Source organism: Streptomyces sp. NPDC002676, assembly GCF_053592455.1.
Genome location: NZ_JBSFVT010000001.1, coordinates 63,276 through 86,015 on the forward strand (window position 1 = coordinate 63,276; position 22,740 = coordinate 86,015).

Genomic DNA, 22,740 nt, shown 5'->3' on the forward strand with positions numbered 1-22,740 from the left:
TTAACCCGACGCCATGCGCGCCCAGTTCGTCCTGTCGGAGATCGGTGTCGGTCTCCGCCGCAATCTGACGATGACCTTCGCCGTCATTGTCTCCGTCGCCCTGTCCCTGGCTCTCTTCGGCGGCTCGCTGCTGATGAGCGACCAGGTGAGCACCATGAAGGGCTACTGGTACGACAAGGTCAACGTCTCGATCTTCCTGTGCAACAAGAGTGACGCCACGTCGGACCCGCACTGCGCCAAGGGCGCGGTCACCGAGGACCAGAAGAAGCAGATCCTCGCCGACCTGCACAAGATGCCCGTCGTCCAGAAGGTGACGTACGAGTCCCAGGACGAGGCGTACAAGCACTACAAGGAGCAGTTCGGCAACTCCCCGCTGGCCGGCTCCCTGACGCCCGACCAGATGCAGGAGTCGTACCGGATCAAGTTGAAGGACCCGGAGAAGTACCAGGTCATCGCGACCGCCTTCAACGGGCGTGACGGCGTGCAGTCGGTGCAGGACCAGAAGGGCATCCTGGACAACCTCTTCGGGCTGCTGAACCTGATGAACCGGGCGGCCCTCGGCGTGATGGCGCTGATGCTGGTCGTGGCGCTGCTGCTGATCGTCAACACCGTGCGCGTCTCGGCGTTCAGCCGCCGCCGCGAAACCGGGATCATGCGCCTGGTCGGTGCCTCGGGCTTCTACATCCAGGCGCCGTTCATCATGGAGGCCGCGGTGGCCGGCCTGATCGGCGGCGGGCTCGCCTGCGTCTTCCTGGTGGTCGGCCGGTACTTCACCATCGACCATGGCATGGCCCTGGCCAACAAGCTCACCCTCATCAACTTCGTGGGCTGGGACGCGGTGTTCACCAAGCTTCCGCTGATCCTCGCGACCAGCGTGCTGATGCCGGCTCTTGCCGCGTTCTTCGCTCTGCGCAAGTACCTGAAGGTGTGACGCATCCCAAGAGGGCCGTACGGGCATCCGTCCGTACGGCCCTTCGCGTTGTCCTAGACTCACCGCCATGTCAGGCCGAGCCCTGTTCTGTCAGCCCCGCCGCATCCGCCGCGGGGCTGCCCTGACATTGGTCTTCGCCGGTGTGCTCGTCACCGGCGCCGCCACCGGTTCCTTCCCGGAATCCGAGCAGCCGGCCCGTAGGCCCGTCTCCGGCCCGGCAGCCGCGGCCACCCGGCACCAGGCCGTGCAGAAGGCCGCCGCCGAGGCCCTGGCCGACGGCACGTCCCCGATGGAGGCCGCCGAGGGGGTCGTCAGCCGCAGCGGCGACCGCTGGGGCGCCGTCTACTCCGAGGGCGAGTACCAGGAGTTCCAGGAGGCCCTCGACGGCCAGTACACCGGCGTCGGCCTGTGGGCGCGGCGCGAGCGGGACGGCCGTATCGAGGTGACGAAGGTGCAGCCCGGCTCGCCCGCCGCGGACGCCGGGATCCGCAGGGGCGACCGGCTGCGCAGCGTCGACGGCACGAAGGTCGACGGGCGCCCGGTCACCGAGGTGGTCGCCCTGCTGCGCGGCGACGCGGACGACGCGCCCGCCGGTACGACGGTCACGCTGGGCCTCGACCGCGGCAGGCGCGCGTGGACCGAGACGCTGCGCCGGGCGAGGCTCTCCACCGACTCCGTGACGGTCCGCAGGCTGCCCGGCGGGGTCACCGTCATCAAGATCGCCGCCTTCACCAAGGGCTCCGGCGCCGCCGTCCACACCGCCCTGCGGCACGCCCCGGCCGACGCCGGCGTCGTGCTCGACCTGCGCGGGAACTCCGGCGGGCTGGTCACCGAGGCGGTCGACACCGCCTCCGCCTTCCTCGACGGCGGCCTGGTCGCCACCTACGACGTCGACGGCGCCCAGCGCGCCCTGCACGCCGAGCCGGGCGGCGACACCGGCCGGCCCCTGGTCGCGGTGGTCGACGGCGGCACCATGAGCGCGGCCGAACTGCTCACCGGCGCCCTCCAGGACCGGGGCCGCGCGGTCGTGATCGGCTCCCGCACCTTCGGCAAGGGCTCCATCCAGATGCCGACGGCCCTGCCCGACGGCTCGGTGGCCGAGCTGACCGTGGGCCACTACCGCACGCCCTCCGGGCACGCGGTCGACGGCCGGGGCATCACCCCCGACCTGGAGGCGGGCCCGCGGGCCCTGCAGCGGGCGGAGACGGTGCTGACGGGCCTCGGCGACCCGTCGTAGGCCCCTCGAACTGTCGCAGTCCCCTTAAATAGGCTTCCCTCGTCAAATACGCTTCCCTCGCACCCCTGGTGTGGTGAGAAAATGTCGTCACTATGAGCAAGGGAATGTACGTACCGAAGGAGTCCCAGCCCAAGCAGGGCGGAGGGGCCGCGAAGGCCAGGGACGGCGAGAAGGGCGGCAAGCGCAAGATCGTCGCCCAGAACAAGAAGGCCAGGCACGACTACGCGATCGTCGACACCTACGAGGCCGGGATCGTGCTGACCGGCACCGAGGTCAAGTCGCTGCGCGAGGGGCGGACCTCGCTGACCGACGGCTTCGTCCAGATCGACCGGGGCGAGGCGTGGCTGCACAACGCCCACATCCCCGAGTACCACCAGGGCACCTGGACCAACCACTCCGTGCGCCGCAAGCGCAAGCTGCTCCTGCACCGCGAGGAGATCGACAAGCTGGAGTCCAAGGTCCAGGAGACGGGTCACACGATCGTGCCCCTCGCGCTGTACTTCAAGGACGGCCGGGCGAAGGCCGAGATCGCCCTCGCCCGAGGCAAGAAGGAGTACGACAAGCGGCAGACCCTGCGGGAGAAGCAGGACCGGCGGGAGTCGGACCGCGCGATGGCGGCGGCGAAGCGGAGACAGCGGGGCGTCTAGCCGGGCCCGCCGGGAATACGCTGGCACAGCCACGCGTTGTTCACGTACGATGGCGTCTGCACCTCACAGAGGGTGCACGCCCCCTCCTCGGAGGGTTTGAAAAATCAACATGGGGATGATCGGTTTCGACAGCGGCTGTCGAAGCAGGGGAAGCGTGTCGAGGAAGCGGCAATGATCTCGTAAACCATATGTCGCAAAAAATAATCGCCAACACCAAGCGCGATTCCTTCGCCCTCGCTGCCTAAGTAGCGACTTGCGAAGTGTCAGCCCGGGGCTGTTCCCGACCCGGATCCTGGCATCAGCTAGGGAACTAAACCTTGATCCCGGTCACGGGGTGAAAAGGGAAATCTAACAGTGACTGAGCCCGTCGGAGACTTGTTCGCGTGATCTCCGGGGCCGAGAAACTCGTAGCGAACTGCACACGGAGAAGCCCTGATTCCGCACCGTTGGACGCGGGTTCGATTCCCGCCATCTCCACGACGCCCCTCCGGGGGTACCCCATGTGGGCAAAGGCCCCGTCGCTTCTAGCGGCGGGGCCTTTGCCATGCCTGCCGGGCACCCCAGTCGATGACAGCCGCCGTACCCGCCGCCGCGGCCGGTACGGCGAAGGCGGTGGCGGGGGACAGGTGCTGTGCCGCCCAGCCGCCGGCCGCCGAGCCGCAGGCGATGCCGGTGAGCAGGCCGGTGACGACCAGGCTCATGCCCTCGTTGAGGCGGTCGGCGGGCGTGCGCTGCTGCACCAGGGTCATCGCGGTCACCATCGTCGGTGCGGTCGCCATGCCCGCCACCAGCAGCGCCCCCGCCAGCACCGGCAGCGAGCCCGCGGTTGCGGCGACGAGCCAGGGCAGGCACAGCAGCGCGGCCGTGGCCGACAGGCAGTGGGAGAGGCGGAGACCGGCCGGCTTCAGCGCCCCGTACAGCAGCCCCGCCGCACAGGAGCCCGCGGCCTGGAGGGCGAGGACGACCCCGGCCGCCGCGCGATGGCCCTGAGCCTCGGCGTACGCGATCGTGACGACCTCCATCGAGCCGAACACCGCGCCGGTGGCCGTGCAGCAGGCCAGCAGCGGTGGGATGCCGGGGCTGCGCAGCGGGGACGGGGCCTTCGACCGGGCCCGGGGTGGCGGTTCGGTCGCCCGCTGCGCGCAGAAGGCGAGCATCCCCGCCAGCAGCAGCCCGGCCCCCACGAGCGTGCCCGCCTCCGGGAAGAAGGTGCCGGTCAGGAAAGAGGCCAGCACCGGCCCGAGCATGAAGCACAGCTCGTCGGCGGCCTGCTCGAAGGAGTTCGCGGTGTGCAGCGCGCCCGGGTCGTCGCGCAGCAGATGGGCCCAGCGGGCGCGGGACAGGCCGCCGATATTGGGTGTGGCCGCCGTGGCCGCGTAGGCGGCGAACAGGGTCCAGTCCGGGGCGCCGTAGTGCACGCACAGCAGCAGCGCGAGGCTGCCCAGCACCGCGGTGAGCGTCGCCGGTACGGCGACCCGCGCCTGCCCGTGCCGGTCGACGAGCCGCGCCAGCCAGGGCCCGGCCACCGCGGTCGCCGCGAGACCGGTCGCGGTGACGCCACCGGCGAGGGCGTACGAGCCCCGGGACCCGGCGATCATCACGACCGCGCTGACGGAGAACATGCCCATCGGGAGGCGGGCGAGGAGGTTGCCGGCGGTGAAGGCACGGGTGCCGGGGAGGGCGAACAGGCGGAGGTATCCGGTGAATTGCTCCTGTCTGTGTTGTATTCGGCTGTCTTCGGTGGTCTGTTGCGGCATGGCTCCACATTCGCCCCGAGTGGATCACCGCGTCCAACACCTTCCCCGCGCCGATTCACGCACTCTCGTTGTAAGTTGACCGCCATGTCCGCCGCCCCCGCCCACATGGACCCCCGCCTGCTGCGCGCGTTCCTCGCCGTCGCCGAGGAACTGCACTTCACCCGGGCCGCGGCCCGCCTGTACGTCGCCCAGCAGGCGCTCAGCCGGGACGTACGGCGCCTCGAACGGGAGCTGGGCGCCGAGCTGTTCGTACGGACCACCCGGCAGGTGACGCTCACCGCCGACGGCGAGCGCCTGCTTCCGTACGCCCGCCGGGTCCTCGCCGCCCAGGACGACCTGCTCGCCGCGTTCGCCTCCGGGCAGGCCCGGCCGCTGCTGGTCGACATCAACTCGCCGGGCCTCGCCACCGGCCGTCGCGTGCTGCACCGGGCCCGCGAACTCGCCCCGGACTGCGAGCTGATGGCCCGCTACGAGAGCGGACTCACGGGAGCGGCGGCCGAACTGCTGGCCGGCCACCTGGACGCCTCCTTCGGCCGCTATGCCGGCCTGGACGCGTCCCTGCGCTCGGCCATGGCACACCAGCCGGTCCGCTACGAACCGATGGCCCTGGTCCTCCCCGAAGACCACCACCTGGCCGCCCTGCCGACGGTGCCCCTGTCCGCGCTGGCCGGGGAGACGGTGTACGCGGGCGCCGGCAACCCCCGCACCCGGGAGTGGACCGACCTGGCCCGGGGGCTCTTCGAGCCCCGGAACATCCGCGTGGCCCCACCCCTGCCCCTGGCGGTCGGGGACGAGGAGTTCGAGCGCATCATGGCCAAGACCCGCAACCCCGTCCTGGCCGTGCAGGACTTCCCTCCCATGCCCCGCACAGTCCTGCGCCCCCTGACCGACCCCGTCCCCCTCTCCCCGGTCTCCCTGGTCTGGCGCAAGGGCCTGACCCACCCCGCCCTGACCGCACTGCGGCGGGCGGCGACGGAGCTGGCCCGGACGGAGGGCTGGCTACGACGGCCTGCCGGGGGGTGGATTCCGGCCATGGACGAGGAGGTGATGGGGGCGGGGAGGTGACCGGCGTTCTCCGGGCCCCGGCTCGCCCTGGCCGGCCCTCACCGGCCCGTCGGCGGGCAAGTGAGAGCAACGTTCCCTTCCGGTCACCCACAGCCACAGCCAGGAAACGCGCTCTGCCTACCTTCGAGTTCAGTCACACACGATGGCAGACCCGAGTACCCGGAGAACCGGAGGCGTCATGGCAGCCCCAGCCCCAACCCGTCGTACCGGCGGTCGCTGGATCGAACACTGGGACCCGGAGGACGAGGGCTTCTGGCAGGCGACCGGTGAGCGGGTCGCGCGCCGGAACCTGTTCTTCTCCGTGCTCTCCGAGCACATCGGCTTCTCGATCTGGGCCATGTGGTCCGTGCTCGTCCTGTTCATGGGACCCGAGTACGGGCTCACCCCGGCCGACAAGTTCCTGCTCACGTCCGTGGTCACACTGGTCGGCGCCGTCGTCCGCGTGCCCTACACGTTTGCCGTCGCCATCTTCGGCGGGCGGAACTGGACGATCATCTCCGCCGGTCTGCTGCTCATACCGACCGTCGCCGCCTTCGCGGTCATGAAGCCGGGGACCTCCTTCAACACCTTCCTGCTGGTCGGGCTGCTCGCGGGCATCGGCGGGGGCAACTTCGCCTCCTCCATGACCAACATCAACGCCTTCTTCCCGCTGAAGAAGAAGGGGTGGGCGCTCGGGCTCAACGCCGGAGGCGGCAACATCGGCGTACCCGTGATCCAGCTCATCGCGCTCGCCATCATCGGCGCGAACGGCGGCCCGCGCGTGCTGCTCGGGATCTACATCCCGCTGATCGCGGCCGCCGCCGTCCTCGCCGCGCTCTTCATGGACAACCTCTCCTCCGTGAAGAACGACACCGGGGCCGCGCGGGACGCGGCCAAGGACGCCCACACCTGGATCATGTCCTTCCTCTACATCGGCACCTTCGGCTCGTTCATCGGCTACAGCTTCGCCTTCGGGCAGGTGCTCACCAACCAGTTCGGGCGGACCCCGCTCCAGGCCGCGTACCTCACCTTCATCGGCCCGCTGCTCGGCTCCCTGATCCGCCCGGTCGGCGGCTGGCTCGCGGACCGCTACGGCGGGGCCCGGATCACCCTCTACAACTACGTCGGCATGGCCGCCGCCACCGCCGTACTGGTCGTAGCCAGCATGCGCAAGTCGCTGCCGCTGTTCGTCACGGTCTTCGTCGTCCTGTTCGTGCTCAGCGGGCTCGGCAACGGGTCGACGTACAAGATGATCCCCGGCATCTTCCAGACGAAGGCCCTGGCCAAGGGCCTGACGGGTGAGGAGGCGGCGACCTACGGCCGACGCCTCTCCGGGGCCTCCATGGGCCTCATCGGCGCGGTGGGCGCGCTCGGCGGCGTCGGCATCAACCTCGCCTTCCGGCAGTCCTTCCTGTCCTACGGCTCCGGCACCGGAGCTTTCGTCGCCTTCCTCGCCTTCTACGCTGCGTGTTTCCTGGTCACCTGGGCCGTATACCTTCGCCGCCCGGCCGGTGGGACGCAGGCCACAGCTGCCACAGAAGCAAAGGCCCAGCTCAGCTACGCCGAGGTGTGACGTAACACCGGCGACATGAAGCCGAACCGAGCCTGTCACGAGCCGTTGACAGGCTCGATCGGCATGCGGGTGCCGCTACCCGCATCCGGTACGACAACGCGAATGCGGGACGAGAGCCATGTACGAAGCCATGTCCGCAGTACAGCAGCGAACGGAAACCAGTCCCCTCGCGGGGTTCACCGTGGGCGTGACCGCCGCCCGCCGCGCCGACGAACTGGGCGCCCTGCTCCAGCGGCGCGGCGCAACGGTCCTGTACGCGCCCGTCCTGCGCATCGTGCCCCTCGCCGACGACGGCGAACTGCTCGCCGCGACCAAGGGGATCATCGACCAGGTGCCCGACGTGGTGGTGGCCACCACCGCCATCGGCTTCCGCGGCTGGATCGAGGCGGCCGACGGCTGGGGGCTCGGCGAGCCGCTGATCGCACGGCTGCGCGGAGTCGAGCTGCTCGCCCGCGGCCCCAAGGTGAAGGGTGCCGTGCGGGCCGCCGGGCTGACGGAGGAGTGGTCGCCGTCGAGCGACTCGATGGCGGAAGTGCTCGACCGACTCCTGGAGGAGGGCGTCTGCGGACGGCGCATCGCCATACAGCTGCACGGGGAGCCACTGCCGGGCTTCGTGGAGTCGCTGACGGCGGCCGGAGCGGAAGTGGTCCCGGTACCGGTGTACCGCTGGCGTCCCCCGGAGGACATAGGCCCGGTGGACCGCCTCCTGGACGCGGCCGTCTCCCGCGGTCTGGACGCACTCACCTTCACGAGCGCACCGGCCGCGGCCTCTCTGCTCGCGCGCGCCGAGGAGCGCGGCCTGCAGGCCGAGCTGCTGACCGCCCTCTCCCACGACGTGGTACCCGCGTGCGTGGGCCCGGTGACGGCGGTGCCTTTGGAGGCACACGGCGTGGAAACCGTCCAGCCCCAACGCTTCCGTCTCGGCCCTCTCGTGCAACTCCTCTGCCAGGAACTCCCGGGCCGGGCAAGGGCGTTGCCGGTGGCAGGCCACCAGCTGGAGATAAGGGGCCACGCGGTCCTGGTCGACGGCGAACTGCGCCCGGTCCCCCCGGCCGGCATGTCCCTCCTCCGAGCCCTGTCCCGCCGCCCCGGCTGGGTGGTCGCCCGAGCCGACCTCCTCCGCGCCCTCCCGGGCACCGGCCGCGACGAACACGCGGTGGAGACGGCAATGGCCCGCCTCCGTACGGCCCTTGGGGCGCCGAAGCTGATCCAGACGGTGGTGAAGCGGGGGTACCGCCTGGCACTGGACCCGTCGGCGGACGCGAAGTACGCGGACGCGTGAGGAGGCGGCGGCCTGGGCCCCTGCTCACCTGTACGTCACGCAACGGCCCTCCGCGCCCCCTCGGCCCGCCGCCCGCCCACCTCGAACCACAGCAGCTTCCCGGCACCGCGGTCGAGCGGCCCCCCTTCGCCTGCCCCATGATCCCCGCGCGGCACGCGTCGCACGTATGACCGTACGGACGGCACTCAGCAGTCATGGCAGACCCGAAGTCCTGGACGCCGGGTTGACGCCCAGCAGGGCGGCGCCCTGGGTGACCGTGAGGCCGGACCGCTCTCGGAGTTTGCGCAGTTCAGCGCCAAGACGACGTTGACGCAGGGTGGGGTTGTTGGTGGGCGGCAAGGCGCGTCCTTCCAGGCTGATGCGCGGCGCCTGCACCGGGCCGGCGGCCTGCACCGCTCACGCCTCGTCGCTCGCGCGCCGCGCCCGGAACGCCGCTGCCTTGACCCGGTTCTGGCAGGCCGTCGAGCAGAACTGGCGGCCGGCGTTGCGGGAGGTGTCCACATAGACCCGGTCGCAGCGCGGGGCTGCGCAGACCCCGAGGCGGCCGGCGTAGTCGCCGCCGAGGGCCATGGCGAGGCCGGTGGCGCAGCCGGCGCTCCAGCCGACGGCATAGGAGTCGTCGGCGCCGTGGAAGTGGACCTGCCACGGCTCCCCGGGAGCCCGGTCGAGCTGGGGGCGGGCGCCTGTCTCGCGCAGCAGCGCGTTGAGGGCGCAAGCCGCGTCGTCGAGGCGGTCGGCGGCCACGGCCTCGAACGCGGTACGCAGGGCGCGGGCGGTGTCGGCCAACCGGTCGGCCTCGCCGAGTCCCAGGTCGGCCCCGGCAGAGAGTGCCGCGCGGACCGCTCCGACCCGCTCGGCGCCCTCAGGGGCGAGGTAGCGACGGCCGCGCGCCTCACCGTCGGTCAGCGCGTTGACGAGCGCCACCGAGGCATCGAGCAGGGTACGCATGTGACTGTCGAACAACACTTGACCAGTTACCTTTCGCCGCCTACGGTGACCATCACTGACAATAGGCGATTGACCAGTGACGGGAGGCGTCGTGCTGCGCTCCGAACCGCTGCCCCGCACCGTCCGCCTGCTGCTGCTCGCCCGGATCGTCAACCGACTCGGAGCCTTCTCGCTGCCCTTTCTCACCGCGCTGGTCTGCACCGACCACGGCGCGAGCCTGACCACCGCCGGGCTGGTCAGCGCCGCCTTCGGGCTCGCGACGATCCCCTCACGGCTGGCCGGGGGACGACTGGCCGACGGCATCGGCCGGCGCACGACCATCATGCTCGGGCTCTGTGGATGCGCCGTGGCACAGCTGGTGATCGCGGCCTCCGCGTCGCTCACCTGGGCGGTCACCGGGGCGGTGCTGCTCGGGCTGGCCTTCGAACTCTACGAGCCGCCGAGCCAGGCGATCATCGGCGAGTCGGTGCCGGTGCGGCAACGGGTGCGCGCGTTCAGCCTGTTCAGCGCCGCGCTCGCGGCGGGCGGCATGGGCGCCGGACTGCTCGCCGCCCTGCTCGGGCGTTGGGACCTGCGCTGGCTCTTCGTCGCCGACGCCGCGACGTGCCTGGCCTGCGCGCTGCTGATCCGGCTCGCCCTTCCCCATGACCGTCCGGTACCGCCCGCAGCGGACCCGGACGAAACCACCGTGCGACCGATGAGGGACCGAGCCCTGCTGAGCGTCCTGGCCACCGGAACCGCCTACGCCTTGATCAACCAGCAGACCGTGATGACCCTGCCACTCGCGCTCGCGCGGCAGGGTCGGCCCGCCACCGACGCCGGGCTGTTGTTCACCGCCATCGCGGCCACCACCGTGCTCGCCCAGCCGCTGGTCCGGCTGCCCTGGGTGAGCCGGCTCACCACGCCCGTCGCGCTCTCCTTCGCCCATCTCCTCCTGGCCGCGGGGCTGACCGGTTACGCCCTCGCCCGCACTCTGCCGGCGCTGCTCGCCGCGGCCGCCGTGTGGAGTCTGGGCGACCTGCTGGTCATGGGCCGCGTCTACGCGCTCGTCACCGACCTCGCACCGTCCGGCGGAAGCGGCCGTTACCTGGCCCTCTTCGGTACCAGCTGGGGCGTCGCCGCGACGCTCGCCCCCATCCTCGGCACCCAACTGCTCGCCCGCGCGGGGACGACCACGTTGTGGTCGACGATGGCCGCGCTCTGCGTGCTGCTCGCCGCGCTGCACCTCCGGGTGACACCGAAGTCGCCCGGTCTCCGCGAGGTCGCGGAGGTGTTGCCGGTTGTCGATAACAGCGTTATCGTTGAGTAACGCTGTTATTCAACTGGGGGGAAGCATCATGCGCGACACCGTGATCACGACCGAGAGCAGTGCCCGGACCACCGCCCGGCTGACGATCCTGGACGATCACGTCGAGAGCCACGCCGAGGCCGAGTTCCGGGCCGGTGAGGACGGCGCGAGCCCCCATGCCTGGCTCGCCTACGCGGACGTCGAGCGCACGCTCGGGTTCACGCGCAAGCCGCAGGGCTGGTGCCAGGGCGACATCTGCGTCCCGGCCGCCGCCGTCGCGCGGATCGAGGACGCGGACGCCGGGATGCTGGACGTCACCGCCTTCGCCGAACTGCTGGGCCGGCCGGTGGCGATCGAGCCCGACGCCGGAGTCATGGCGCTCGGCGCGTCGGCCGCCGACAGGTCGGCAGCCCTGGTCGGCGACCAGGCACCCGACTTCACCCTGCCGGACGTCAACGGTGTCGAGCACTCGCTGGGCGAACTGCGCGGACGGAAGGTGGCGCTCGTCTTCTGGGCCTCGTGGTGCGGCTGCCGCTACGACCTCCCCGAGTGGGAGCGCCAGCACGCCGCGTTGGCTTCTGAGGGCCTCACGGTGCTGAGCGTCGCCGTGGACCGCAGGATCGAAGACGCTGCGCCGTGGATCGCCGAGGCCGCGCCCACGCACCCCGCGCTGATCGACGTCGACGGCCGGGTCGCGGACCTGTACCAGCTGCTCAACGTCCCGACCGTGCTCTGGATCGACGAACAGGGCCGCATCGTCCGCCCGAACGACACCCAGTTCGCCACCGATCTGTTCCGCTCCATGAGCGGTCTGGACTCCGCGAAGGCCCTCGGCGCCCTACGGCGGTGGGTGACGACCGGCGACTGCGGCCTCGACGCCGGCTCGGTCGCGGAGCTGACCCGGCAGGGCACCCCGCAGCAGCAGCGTGCCCGCACCGAGGCCGCGCTGGCGCTCTGGCTGCTGCGTCACGGCCACCAGCAGGCTGCCGAGCGGCACTTCGAGACCGCGTCGCAGCTGGCACCGGAGGACGTGACGACATGGCGCAGCGCGATGCCGCTCCTGGGAGTGGATCCGATGGGAGACCAGTACTTCGCCCGACGGACCGCGCTGGAGGAGGCGGGCGTGCCGATCTACCGGCCGCTGCCGGACTGGCAGTAGTGACCGGCCGTACGACATCACCTCCTGGAGAATCGTTCCCATGCCCGCCAAATCACCGACCGGCGCCTTCGCCCGGGCCCAGGCCCAGGGCAAGGAGGCTCTGCGCGCCACCATGCTGGACATCGCCGCCGGGCTGCTGGCCGCCGAGGGCCCGGCCGCGCTGAGCATGCGCCGCCTCGCGACCGCCGCCGACTGCTCGACCACCGTCCTGTACCGCCTGTTCGGTGCCAAGGACGGCATCGCGGAGGCGCTCTACCGCGAAGGCTTCGCCCGGCTGCGCCGCCGCCTCGACGCCGTGCCGCGCGGTGAGGATCCGGCCGAGTACCTCGCCGCCCTCGGCCGCGCCTACCGCGCCAACGCCCTGGAAGAGCCCAACTTCTACCGCGTCATGCACGGCGAGGCCATCCCCGGCTTCGTACCCGACGAGGAGTCCCGCGCCGCAGCCGCGGCCAGCCTGGACGTGCTTCGGGAAGCGGCCCGCGCCGCGGTCGAGGGCGGCGTACTGCGCGCGGACGCCGACGTCGACGAGATCACCGACACCCTGTGGGCGGCGGCCCACGGGGTGATCAGCCTGGAGCTCGGCGGGCACTTCCCGGACGGTCTGGGCGAGGAGCGGTACCGGACCCTGACCCGGGCCGTGGTGGAGGCGTTCCTGCCCTGAGGGCGCGCGGAGTCTTCCCCGTGTGCGTGCGGCCACGCGGGAGATCGCCGACCAGTGGCAAGAGGGAAGCAACGATTCGCTTCTTCGATGACACACCGATGGCGCCCACCAGTTGGTGACCGTCCTACAGGTCTGCGTCAACAAGGAGGTTGGCCTCCTTTTCTGTTGATTGACCAGCCGTGGAGCTGAGATCGTCATCGGCCGCTGCGCTCTTGACTGTGTTGGCGATACCCTGCCCCGCGCGAAGGCACCCGAAGGTCGCGAATGCAACCAAACGCACGGGGAAGGTAGTCGCTCATGGCTTGGGACGAGTGGGAGCAGCTCAAGGCCGACGCGGTATCACGGCAATCGGCCCGCATGCAGCTCAACGGAATCCCAGTGGAGCCGGGCGGTGGTGGAACGGGCACGTACGGCGACCTCAAGGCCAGCATCAGGGACCTTGCCGCCGTGGGGAATGCGGCCCGCGAGTTGCACGAGGACTTCGGCGACGTCAGCGACAGAGCCCGGCTCTCGTCCATGAGCGTCGTGGACAGCATGAAGAAGAGCGACGGCTTCGAGCTGGGCGAGGCCATCGACCATGTCGCAGTGCACTGGGTGGACCAGGTGCAGTCGCTCCTCGACGCCACGGCTCACATCGCCAACCATCTCCACGTCACCCAGAGCATCCATGCCAAGGACGAGGTCTACATCGCGGGCGCGATCAGCAGCATCGCGACTCTGGACAAAGGCTTCGACGAGAGGACCACGGGCAAGTAGTCATGGATCTCGACGCGCTCCGCTACCTCGACTTCTCCAGGCTCGACGAGGCCATCGACCGCTGGGAGAAGATGACGAAGAACCTGAAGAAGCTTGCTGGTGACGCTCGTGACAACCTGAAGAAGAAGGCGGACACGGCGAACTGGGCTGGCATCAACGCCACCGTCACCCGTGAGTTCGTCGGCAAGACCGCAGGCGAATTCGATGACGCCCATACCCAGGCCGACACCGTCACCAGGATCATCAAAGACACCCGCGGTGAACTGGGCACGTACAAGCAGCGATTGAACACCCTGATCGAGTCGGCACCGCACATGACGGTGGTGGACACGGGGAACGGCTCGTTCGACGTGGTTCCCCACCCCACAACCGATCCGGCCGGAGCCAAGACGGCCGCCGCCGATCTGCGGGACCAGATCGAGCCGATCCTCACGAAGGCCAGTGAGAGCGACAGCACCGCGGCCAAGGCATTACGCCTGATCGTCGACCACGCCCAGTACGGTTTCTCCGACGCCAGCTACAAGGACCGTGACGAGGCCGCCGACGCGATCAAGGCCGCCGAGCAGGCAGCCAGGACCGTACGCAAGGACCCGCACGACGTGTCCACCACCGAGTTGGCCTCGCTCAACGCCAGCCTGGCGAAGTACAGGAACGACCCCCTCTTCGCAGAGGAGTTCGCCGTCGATGCCGGGCCGAAGAAGGTGATGACCTTCTACGCCGGCATCGCCGATCCGTACGGGGTCGCCTACGACCCCAAACGCGGGAAAGAGGCCAAGCAGCTTCAGAGAAACCTGGGCATCACCCTGGGCACCGCCACCCTCTCCGACAGCGCGAACATGCGTAGCTGGGAGAAGCAGGTAGTCAGCATAGGGCCGAACGAACTCGGCACCGACGACGCGAACAACCCACGCGGCTTCGCGGTCATGAGCAACCTCATGCGCTTCGGCAACTACGACGACCAGTTCCTCGACGCCTACGGCGACAAGCTCCTCGCCTACGACAAGGAACACAACGTCAAGGGCATGAACCCCTGGATCAACAACTGGAACCAGGGCGACCTCAACTTCTGGGACAAGAACGACCGCGGCCGGGACCCGATGACCGGCTTCCTCCAGGCGCTCGGCCACAACCCGGACGCGTCAACTCAGTTCTTCGCCCAGCCTGACGGCACGGGCGTAAGGGTCGACAAGGACTCCGAGGTGAACCAGCACCTCAAGTACCTCACCCAGAACCGCATCTGGATTGCCGACCCCACTTACGAGGGCGACGGCAAGGTTGTGGCAGGGCGTACCGCGCTCGGCCATGCCTTGGAGGCGGCGACCATCGGTTATCCGTACGACGCCGATGCCAAGGACATGCAGGCCGGAGATCGCCGTACGGCCGCAACCGCCGGTGTCATGGAACAGATCGCCTACATCTATGGCAGCGAGGACGGGCCGAAGCTGCTGCACGACCAGCCGGAAATGGCCGCCAGCCTTGGCAAGATGGGCGGCGCCTACATCGACGACATCGACTACAGCCTTTCCGGTCTCGGCAACCACGCACGAGACGCCGGCGACTTCCCCGCCAGGTACGCCGGGCGGGCGGACTTCGGCAACCAGGGCGCCATCAACTTCCTCAGCGTCATGGGGCAGAACGAGACGTCCCACAAGGTGTTGACGGCAGCACAGCACATGTACACGCTGAGCCTTCTCGACGCCCATCCACCGACGACTCAGGCCAACTACGACCATGGTGTGGACGCCCTGACCATGGAGGCAGAAGCGCGCGGAATCCTGGACCACTCGCGCGTGCAGCAGGCAGCCGCCGACTACGGCGCTGCTTCGGACGAGGCCAACAAGTCCTTGGGGCGCTCTGCGGACTGGTGGAAGCTTGGTGCCGGGACGGTTGTCGGCGGAGGCATCGCCGCCATCCCTCTTCCTGGCTCCACCGCGGCGGCCCTTGTCGTCGCCCCGATCGCTGCGGATACGGCCGGTGAGGCGCTTAATACGTTCATCGGGCACGAGATCGACAAGGGCGTGGACGACGCCGAGCAGGACCCCGCCCAGAAGGCACAGCTTACGAGCGCGAAGTTCTACGAGAAAGGCGCGGACGACCTGGGGGCGAGCTACGAGCATTATTTCCATAACTACAAGAAAGCTGAGGGAGACGCCGACCAGCAGCAGACGGTCCGGGATATCAAGGGAACATATACTTCTACCGGTTCGAACGAGGACGATTTTCGTGGTCGCGCTCCATACAAGGGCTAGGGTCTTGACGGTTGGAGTGCTGGCGGGGGCGCTGATGGTATCCGCCTGCTCTGGTGAGAAGCCGAAGGAGCCCTCGGGTGTTCCCGCCGCTCAGCTTTGCGATAAGTCGTTCGACGCGCATGCGGTGGCCGCGCTCGAAAAGATCTCCGGCGCTGACGAGTTCGAAGAGATGCCAGGAAAGAACGACTTCGGGGAACCCAGTGCCTTCTCCCTCTCGCGAGCTCGCAGGTACCTGGGCGCGGACATCTCGCAACGGACCCGATGCACGATCTTCAAGAGTTCCGACAAGAGCGGGCATCCGATCCTCGAGATCGATTTCACAAAGGAGAAGTACGAGCCGACACGAGAAAGCCTTGGAGACGCCGCCCATGCGAAAGACCATGTGTTCTATCCGCTTGGTGCTCTCGCTTACACGGCAGGAAGGAACACCACCTCCATTGACTTCCCGTGCCGCGAAGCGAAAGGGGCAGGTGCCTTGCCCTTCGTCAGCGCCTCCATGTTCAGCAATGTAGATCAAATCCCCCTAGGTGATACAAGCAGGGGCCGCATGACCATCCTCAACTCCGCCGCGCGAAAGTTCGCCAAAGAGCTCGGCTGTCTCTCCGAAGCTCGCCTGCCGGAGACGGTTCCCAGTCCGTCCACATAGCCGGGTCGGTACGAGGGCTTCCGGCAGCCCGCCCGGCCGGGCACTGTGAAGGGGACCGACGGAACAGTTCCCTGCACGGTTCCTGCCTAGGCGGTGACAGGCACATGGCACTGGGTACGGCCACGCCCCCGTACGAGCTGCGGTTCGATGCCGGGCGGATCTGTCTGGATCTTCTCGCGAGCACCCACCCGGCCGAACGGCTCGATGCCGTCGAGACGTTGTGTGCCTGGATCGTCGGTGCCGGGCTGGTTCCGGCCGGTACGGGGCTGGGGCATGTCGATGCCTCCTGGCTGGTCGGGTTCCGGGAACTGCGGGGGTGCGTAGGGCGGTTGGTGCGCGTCGGGGGTGGTGTGAGCACTCCGTCGTATGCGCGCTCGCTCGCCCGGCTCAACGACGTTGCCCGTGCCGCACCGCCCGCGCCACGTGCCGTACCCGGTGAAGGCGGCGTATTGATACGGGAGTTGGTTGCACCCGTGGAGTGTGCCGCGCTGCTCGGTGCCGTTGCCCGGGACGCCGTCGAGCTGCTCACCGATCCCGTCGCGCGCGCGGCCCTCAGGGAGTGTGAAGGGGACAACTGTCCCATCGTCTATCTCGACACCTCCCGCGGGCGCCGGAGGCGCTGGTGCTCCAGTGAGGTCTGCGGGAATCGGGAGAGGGTCGCCCGGCATCGGCGGCGGGCCGCCCTCGCACGGGCTTGAGAGCCCGGGGGGGCGATGTGCTGCCCGCCCGACGCTGCTCACGCGTCGGAGGCATGAACAACATGTGGTGAGAATGTGTGGAAACGCCCCGCTCCCGCCTTCGGCCGGCAGAAAAACCGCCACCCCCTTTGAACACCCCGCCACCTCCGTCCGTAAGGGTGGGCGAGCGACCGACTGGGGGAACCCCCGGACACCGGAGGTGGGCGTGCGCAAGGATGCGGCCGTGGCCAATGAACGAGGACCGAGGGCCCGACATCGCATGCCCTCCCAACCCTCGGAGCCGGACGAGGAGCTGATGCGTGCCCTGTACCGGGAGCACGCGGGGCCCCTGCTCGCCTATGTCCTGCGGCTGGTCGCCGGTGATCGGCAGCGCGCCGAGGACGTCGTACAGGAAACGCTCATCCGTGCCTGGAAGAACGCCGGTCAGCTCAACCGGGCGACCGGATCGGTACGCCCCTGGCTGGTGACGGTCGCGCGCCGCATCGTCATCGACGGCCACCGCAGCCGGCAGGCCCGGCCGCAGGAGGTCGATCCGTCGCCGCTGGAGGTCATCCCCGCGGAGGACGAGATCGACAAGGCGCTGTGGCTGATGACGCTGTCCGACGCGCTCGACGACCTGACCCCGGCCCACCGGGAGGTGCTCGTCGAGACGTACTTCAAAGGACGTACGGTCAACGAGGCGGCCGAAACGCTGGGTATTCCCAGCGGCACGGTGCGTTCTCGGGTGTTCTACGCCCTGCGGTCCATGAAGCTGGCACTGGAGGAGCGGGGGGTGACGGCGTGATGAGCGGGTACGGGGGGAATCTGGGATTTGGTGCAGGTGGTACGGGTATGACTGGCCCCATGAACCCGGGTGAGGGATCTTCGGTGCCTAACGAGCACGAGGCCGTCGGCGCCTACGCTCTCGGGATCCTCGACGACGCCGAGGCAACCGCTTTCGAGGTCCACCTCGCCGGCTGCGACTGGTGCGCCCAGCAGCTGGACGAGCTGGCCGGGATGGAGCCGATGCTGGCCGCCCTCGCGGACCTGCCCGGTTCCGGCAGCACTCCCTCGATCGGCGAGTCCCTGTCGGCCAGGCCCAGTCCGCGCCTCGCGGAGCGGCTCGTCGACGAGGTCGCCCAGAAGCGTGCGCAGAAGCGCCGGCGCGGGTTCTATCTCGTCGCCGCCGCGGCTGCGCTGATCGTCGGGGGGCCGCTCGTCGTGCTCACCACGAGCGGCGGTTCGGACAACGGCGGCATGCAGGCCATGGGGCCGGCCCAGTCCGCCTTCCAGACCATGTCCGACAAGAGGACGGCCACGGATGCTGCGACCCATGTCACCGCGACCGTCGCGACGGAGAAGAGGGAGTGGGGCACCCACGCGGTGCTGGAGCTGAAGAACGTCACCGGCCCGAAGCGGTGCTCGCTCGTCGCCGTCGGCAAGAACGGCGAACGCGAGACGGTGACCTCCTGGTCCGTCCCGGACTGGGGCTACGGCGTTTCGAACGCCAAGTCCGACGAGGCGAAGAAGCCGCTCTACGTCCACGGCGGCGCCGCCTTCAGCCCCAACCAGATCGACCACTTCGAGGTCATGACCTTCGAGGGCAAGAAGCTCGTGGAGGTCGGAGAGTGAGGTGGGGGAGTGGGGTCGAGAGCACGGCCGTGGTAACCGGTCCGTAGCGGTGCCGTAGCTTCCACCGGTCCCCTTCGCGTACGGTTGACGGCTGCCCAGCACGTCAGAAGGGGGCCCGGTGGCCGCTCAGGTTCAGCAGTCCGCGGTCGGATCGGTACGCGACGCACACGAGTCCGTGCGTGACCGAGAGATCAGCGTCGAACAGGAACACCTGGACCGGGTGTACCGGCGGCTCGAGGAGAAGATCCACGAAGCCGAGTTCCTGATGAACGACGCGGCCCAGCGCGGCCAGGTCGGCACCCCTGGCGCGCTCGCCGAGCGGGACGCGCAGGTCTTCCGGGCCGGCATCCACCTGAACCGGCTCAACAACGAGTTCGAGGACTTCCTCTTCGGGCGGATCGATCTGCTGCTGGGCAAAGACGGGAAGAAGGGGCCCGACGGGGCTTACACCGCCGTCGAACCCGCCGAAGGAGCCGTGCGGGGCGACAACACGGCCGACATCGCCGAGACCCTGCACATCGGGCGCATCGGCGTACTCGACGAGGACTACGCGCCGCTGGTCATCGACTGGCGCGCCCCCGCCGCCGCACCCTTCTACCGGGCCACCCCCGTGGACCCGGGACGGGTCGTGCGGCGACGCGTCATCCGGTCGAAGGGGCGTCGCGTGCTCGGCGTCGAGGACGACCTCATGCGGCCCGAGCTGACGGCCTTCCTCGACGGCCGCGAGCTGCCCGCCATCGGCGACGGCGCCCTGATGGCCGCCCTCGGCCAGGCCCGCAGCCACACCATGCGGGACATCGTCTCCTCCATCCAGGCCGAGCAGGACCTGGTGATCCGCGCCCCCGCCGCCTCCATCACGTACGTGGAGGGCGGGCCGGGGACCGGCAAGACCGCCGTCGCGCTGCACCGCGCCGCCTACCTGCTCTACCAGGACCGCAGACGCTACGCGGGCGGCATCCTGATCGTCTCGCCGACCCCGCTGCTGGTGGCCTACACCGAGGGCGTGCTGCCCTCCCTCGGCGAGGAGGGCCAGGTCGCGATCCGCGCGATCGGCTCCCTGGTCGACGGCGTGGAGGCCACGCTCTACGACTCCCCGTCCGTGGCCCGGGCCAAGGGCTCGTACCGGATGCTGAAGGTGCTGCGCAAGGCCGCCCGCGGTGCACTGGAGCTGAACGGCTCCCCGGAGCGGCTGCGCGTGGTCGCCTTCGGGCGCCGCCTGGAGCTGGAGGCGCAGGAGCTGGAACGTATCCGCCGTAACGCGCTCGGCGGCACCGCCCCCGTCAACCTGCTGCGCCCGCGCGCCCGCAAGCTGCTGCTGGACGCCCTGTGGGCCACATCCGGCGCCGCCGGCCGGCACAGCGACCCGGAGCTGGCCGCCGAGCTGCGCTCCTCCTTCGACGAGGACGTCAGCACCGAGGACGCCTTCCTGGCCTTCCTCGACGCCTGGTGGCCCGAGCTGACCCCGAAGGGCGTGCTGGCCGCCATGGCCGACGAGAAGCGGCTCGGCCGCTGGGCCCGCCGGATCTTCAACCCCGGTGAGGTCCGCAGGGTCGCCCGCGCGCTGAAGCGGGACGGCTACTCCGTGCACGACATCGCCATGCTGGACGAGCTCCAGGCGATCCTCGGCGCCCCGGCCCGGCCGAAGAAGAAGCGTGAGCTGGACCCGCTGGACCAGCTCACCGGCCTGGACGAGCTGATGCCGGTGCGCGAGGAGACGCAGCGCGAGCGCGCCGAGCGGCTCGCGCAGGAGCGCACCGAGTACACGCACGTCATCGTCGACGAGGCACAGGACCTCACGCCGATGCAGTGGCGCATGGTCGGCCGCCGCGGCCGGCACGCCACCTGGACGGTGGTGGGCGACCCCGCCCAGTCCTCCTGGTCCGACCCGGACGAGGCGGCCGAGGCCCGCGACGAGGCCCTCGGCACCCGCCCGCGGCGCCGCTTCCGGCTCACCGTGAACTACCGCAACCCGGCCGAGATCGCCGAGCTGGCAGCCAAGGTCCTCGCCCTGGCCATGCCCGGCTCCGAGTCGCCGTCCGCCGTACGGTCCACCGGGGTCGAGCCCCGCTTCGTGGTCGTCGGGGACTCGCTGGAGAAGACCGTGCGCGCGGAGGCCGAGCGGCTGCTGCGCCTGGTGGACGGCACGGTCGGCGTGGTCGTCGCGATGAACCGGCGCGAGGAGGCCCGGCGCTGGCTGGCCGGGCTCGGCGACCGGGTCGTCGCTCTCGGCAGCCTGGAGGCCAAGGGCCTGGAGTACGACGCCACGGTCGTCGTCTCCCCGGCCGAGATCGCCGACGAGTCCCCGGCCGGGCTGCGCGTGCTGTACGTGGCGCTGACCCGGGCCACCCAGCAGCTGACGCTGGTGTCGGGGGAGCGGGACGAGCCGGACGCGGCCGGGGTGCCCGACCTGCTCCGGGACTGACTTCCGGAGAACATCCACGTACGGGAATGGCTGCGCCTCGCCGGTTTGTTAGCCTGGGTGTGACACCGGCTCGATCCAAGCCCCCGGGCCCAACCTTTGTCCCTGCGAGGGACCACTTGCCGCGAGGCGAGCATGGCGGGTCGGTGTCATGAACGTGAGAGAGACCCACGTCACGGGTGTGGCGTGGGTCTCTTTCTTTGTCTGATCGTCTCTCGTATGGTGGAAGAGGTTTTCCGAAATCATGCACCGACCGTACGACCGCGTGAACAAAACGTCCGCAATCCAGGGCGACTACCACGTACTGATCGGTAGGTGCGACGATCGGACGGCACAACTCGCGACACGGTGAAAGCAGAGGAAGTCGGCCATGGCAACGGCGCCCAGCGTCTCCTACTCGATGACCATCCGGCTGGAGGTGCCCGCGAGCGGAACCGCCGTCTCGCAGCTCACCACCGCCGTGGAGTCCTCCGGAGGCTCGGTCACGGGCCTCGACGTCACCGCGTCCGGCCACGAGAAGCTCCGTATCGACGTCACCATCGCGGCCACCTCCACGGCACACGCCGAGGAGATCGTCGAGAAGCTGCGCGGCATCGAGGGCGTCACCCTCGGCAAGGTCTCCGACCGTACGTTCCTCATGCACCTCGGCGGCAAGATCGAGATGCAGTCCAAGCACCCCATCCGCAACCGTGACGACCTCTCCATGGTCTACACGCCGGGTGTGGCCCGCGTCTGCATGGCCATCGCTGAGAACCCCGAGGACGCCCGCCGCCTCACCATCAAGCGCAACTCCGTTGCGGTCGTGACGGACGGTTCCGCCGTGCTGGGCCTCGGCAACATCGGCCCCAAGGCCGCGCTGCCGGTCATGGAGGGCAAGGCGGCCCTGTTCAAGCGCTTCGCCGGCATCGACGCCTGGCCGATCTGCCTGGACACCCAGGACAGCGACGCGATCGTGGAGATCGTCAAGGCGATCGCCCCGGGCTTCGCCGGCATCAACCTGGAGGACATCTCCGCGCCGCGCTGCTTCGAGATCGAGGCCCGGCTGCGCGAGGCCCTCGACATCCCCGTCTTCCACGACGACCAGCACGGCACCGCGATCGTCGTCCTCGCCGCCCTGACCAACGCCCTGCGCGTCACCGGCAAGGCGATCGAGAACATCCGCGTCGTCATGTCCGGCGCCGGCGCGGCCGGTACGGCCATCCTCAAGCTGCTGATCGCGGCGGGCGTGAAGAACGCCGTCGTCGCCGACATCAAGGGTGTGGTGCACGCCGGCCGTGAGGACCTGGTGGAGGCCCCGGCCGACTCCCCGCTGCGCTGGATCGCCGAGAACACCAACCCCGAGGGCCTGACCGGCACCCTCAAGGAGGCCGTGCGCGGCGCCGACGTCTTCATCGGCGTCTCCGCCCCGAACGTCCTCGACGGCGACGACGTGGCCGCGATGGCCGACGGCGCCATCGTGTTCGCGCTCGCGAACCCCGACCCCGAGGTCGACCCGGCAATCGCCCGGCAGACGGCGGCCGTTGTGGCCACCGGCCGCTCCGACTTCCCGAACCAGATCAACAACGTGCTGGTCTTCCCGGGTGTCTTCCGCGGCCTGCTGGACGCGCAGTCCCGCACCGTCAACACCGAGATGATGCTCGCTGCCGCGAAGGCCCTCGCCGCCGTGGTGACCGAGGACGAGCTGAACCCGAACTACATCGTCCCGAGCGTCTTCAACGACAAGGTCGCGGGCGCCGTCGCCGGCGCGGTCCGCGAGGCCGCGAAGGCGGCCGGCGTGACGGCCGCCGAGACCGTCTAGTAGCTGCGCGCGCCGTTGTGCGGGGGCTGTGAGCAT

General features: G+C 69.8%; 19 protein-coding genes, 1 other RNA gene and 1 pseudogene. 18 read left to right on the forward strand and 3 right to left on the reverse strand.

Going from position 1 to position 22,740, the window contains the following annotated elements; all coding sequences use genetic code 11:
- Positions 1-13 precede the first annotated feature (13 nt).
- The 4 genes from ftsX to ssrA all read left to right on the forward strand — a co-directional run bounded on the left by ftsX (position 14) and on the right by ssrA (position 3,295).
- The gene (ftsX, locus tag ACWD3E_RS00240; RefSeq protein WP_451350379.1) at positions 14-931 is read left to right on the forward strand and encodes a permease-like cell division protein FtsX; all 918 of its coding nucleotides are present in this window, start codon (positions 14-16) and stop codon (positions 929-931) included.
- A gap of 67 nt (positions 932-998) precedes the next feature.
- Positions 999-2,168 (forward strand): S41 family peptidase, encoded by a 1,170-nt coding sequence (locus tag ACWD3E_RS00245; RefSeq protein WP_451385297.1) that lies wholly within the window; start codon positions 999-1,001, stop codon positions 2,166-2,168.
- 104 nt (positions 2,169-2,272) lie between these two features.
- On the forward strand, positions 2,273-2,815 hold the full coding sequence (smpB, locus tag ACWD3E_RS00250; protein WP_451386463.1) for an SsrA-binding protein SmpB: 543 nt from the start codon (positions 2,273-2,275) through the stop codon (positions 2,813-2,815).
- A 111-nt stretch (positions 2,816-2,926) separates the two neighbouring features.
- Positions 2,927-3,295, forward strand: a transfer-messenger RNA (tmRNA) gene (gene ssrA / locus ACWD3E_RS00255).
- A gap of 44 nt (positions 3,296-3,339) precedes the next feature.
- Here ssrA and ACWD3E_RS00260 read toward each other — a convergent pair.
- Positions 3,340-4,572: an MFS transporter gene (locus tag ACWD3E_RS00260; protein ID WP_451385298.1), complete on the reverse strand. Its 1,233-nt coding sequence runs from the start codon at positions 4,570-4,572 to the stop codon at positions 3,340-3,342.
- Positions 4,573-4,656: 84 nt separating this feature from the next.
- Between ACWD3E_RS00260 and ACWD3E_RS00265 the strand changes: the two genes are divergently transcribed.
- From ACWD3E_RS00265 to ACWD3E_RS00275, 3 genes are all read left to right on the forward strand, one after another.
- The gene (locus ACWD3E_RS00265; RefSeq protein WP_451385299.1) at positions 4,657-5,637 is read left to right on the forward strand and encodes a LysR family transcriptional regulator; all 981 of its coding nucleotides are present in this window, start codon (positions 4,657-4,659) and stop codon (positions 5,635-5,637) included.
- A gap of 178 nt (positions 5,638-5,815) precedes the next feature.
- Positions 5,816-7,189 carry a nitrate/nitrite transporter gene (locus ACWD3E_RS00270; RefSeq protein WP_451385300.1) on the forward strand — a complete coding sequence of 458 codons (1,374 nt, stop codon included), beginning with the start codon at positions 5,816-5,818 and terminating at the stop codon, positions 7,187-7,189.
- 130 nt (positions 7,190-7,319) lie between these two features.
- Positions 7,320-8,471, forward strand: coding sequence for a uroporphyrinogen-III synthase (locus tag ACWD3E_RS00275; RefSeq protein WP_451385301.1), 1,152 nt, complete (start codon positions 7,320-7,322; stop codon positions 8,469-8,471).
- A gap of 219 nt (positions 8,472-8,690) precedes the next feature.
- Here ACWD3E_RS00275 and ACWD3E_RS00280 read toward each other — a convergent pair.
- Together ACWD3E_RS00280 and ACWD3E_RS00285 are read right to left on the reverse strand one after the other, a co-directional pair.
- Positions 8,691-8,810: pseudogene (locus ACWD3E_RS00280) on the reverse strand (helix-turn-helix domain-containing protein); the annotation flags it as partial.
- 57 nt (positions 8,811-8,867) lie between these two features.
- On the reverse strand, positions 8,868-9,419 hold the full coding sequence (locus ACWD3E_RS00285; RefSeq protein ID WP_451385302.1) for a CGNR zinc finger domain-containing protein: 552 nt from the start codon (positions 9,417-9,419) through the stop codon (positions 8,868-8,870).
- A 91-nt stretch (positions 9,420-9,510) separates the two neighbouring features.
- On the opposite strand from ACWD3E_RS00285, the gene ACWD3E_RS00290 reads away from it, so the two are divergent.
- The 11 genes from ACWD3E_RS00290 to ACWD3E_RS00340 all read left to right on the forward strand — a co-directional run bounded on the left by ACWD3E_RS00290 (position 9,511) and on the right by ACWD3E_RS00340 (position 22,704).
- Positions 9,511-10,728 carry an MFS transporter gene (locus ACWD3E_RS00290; RefSeq protein WP_451385303.1) on the forward strand — a complete coding sequence of 406 codons (1,218 nt, stop codon included), beginning with the start codon at positions 9,511-9,513 and terminating at the stop codon, positions 10,726-10,728.
- 28 nt (positions 10,729-10,756) lie between these two features.
- Complete coding sequence (locus tag ACWD3E_RS00295; RefSeq protein WP_451385304.1) at positions 10,757-11,866, forward strand: redoxin domain-containing protein; 1,110 nt, start codon at positions 10,757-10,759, stop codon at positions 11,864-11,866.
- A 40-nt stretch (positions 11,867-11,906) separates the two neighbouring features.
- Positions 11,907-12,527, forward strand: a complete 621-nt coding sequence (locus tag ACWD3E_RS00300; protein ID WP_451385305.1) for a TetR/AcrR family transcriptional regulator — start codon at positions 11,907-11,909, stop codon at positions 12,525-12,527.
- 297 nt (positions 12,528-12,824) lie between these two features.
- Positions 12,825-13,283 carry a hypothetical protein gene (locus ACWD3E_RS00305; RefSeq protein ID WP_451385306.1) on the forward strand — a complete coding sequence of 153 codons (459 nt, stop codon included), beginning with the start codon at positions 12,825-12,827 and terminating at the stop codon, positions 13,281-13,283.
- 2 nt (positions 13,284-13,285) lie between these two features.
- Positions 13,286-15,532 carry a hypothetical protein gene (locus tag ACWD3E_RS00310; RefSeq protein ID WP_451385307.1) on the forward strand — a complete coding sequence of 749 codons (2,247 nt, stop codon included), beginning with the start codon at positions 13,286-13,288 and terminating at the stop codon, positions 15,530-15,532.
- A 4-nt stretch (positions 15,533-15,536) separates the two neighbouring features.
- Positions 15,537-16,178 carry a hypothetical protein gene (locus ACWD3E_RS00315; RefSeq protein ID WP_451385308.1) on the forward strand — a complete coding sequence of 214 codons (642 nt, stop codon included), beginning with the start codon at positions 15,537-15,539 and terminating at the stop codon, positions 16,176-16,178.
- Between the two features lie 104 nt (positions 16,179-16,282).
- Positions 16,283-16,876, forward strand: a complete 594-nt coding sequence (locus ACWD3E_RS00320; RefSeq protein WP_451385309.1) for a CGNR zinc finger domain-containing protein — start codon at positions 16,283-16,285, stop codon at positions 16,874-16,876.
- Between the two features lie 199 nt (positions 16,877-17,075).
- A complete protein-coding gene (locus ACWD3E_RS00325; RefSeq protein WP_451350358.1) occupies positions 17,076-17,660 on the forward strand; it encodes a sigma-70 family RNA polymerase sigma factor in 585 nt (194 codons plus the stop codon).
- Between the two features lie 47 nt (positions 17,661-17,707).
- Complete coding sequence (locus ACWD3E_RS00330) at positions 17,708-18,487, forward strand: anti-sigma factor family protein (RefSeq protein WP_451385310.1); 780 nt, start codon at positions 17,708-17,710, stop codon at positions 18,485-18,487.
- Between the two features lie 118 nt (positions 18,488-18,605).
- A complete protein-coding gene (locus tag ACWD3E_RS00335; RefSeq protein ID WP_451385311.1) occupies positions 18,606-20,909 on the forward strand; it encodes a HelD family protein in 2,304 nt (767 codons plus the stop codon).
- A 367-nt stretch (positions 20,910-21,276) separates the two neighbouring features.
- Complete coding sequence (locus ACWD3E_RS00340) at positions 21,277-22,704, forward strand: malic enzyme-like NAD(P)-binding protein (protein ID WP_451385312.1); 1,428 nt, start codon at positions 21,277-21,279, stop codon at positions 22,702-22,704.
- Positions 22,705-22,740 lie beyond the last annotated feature (36 nt).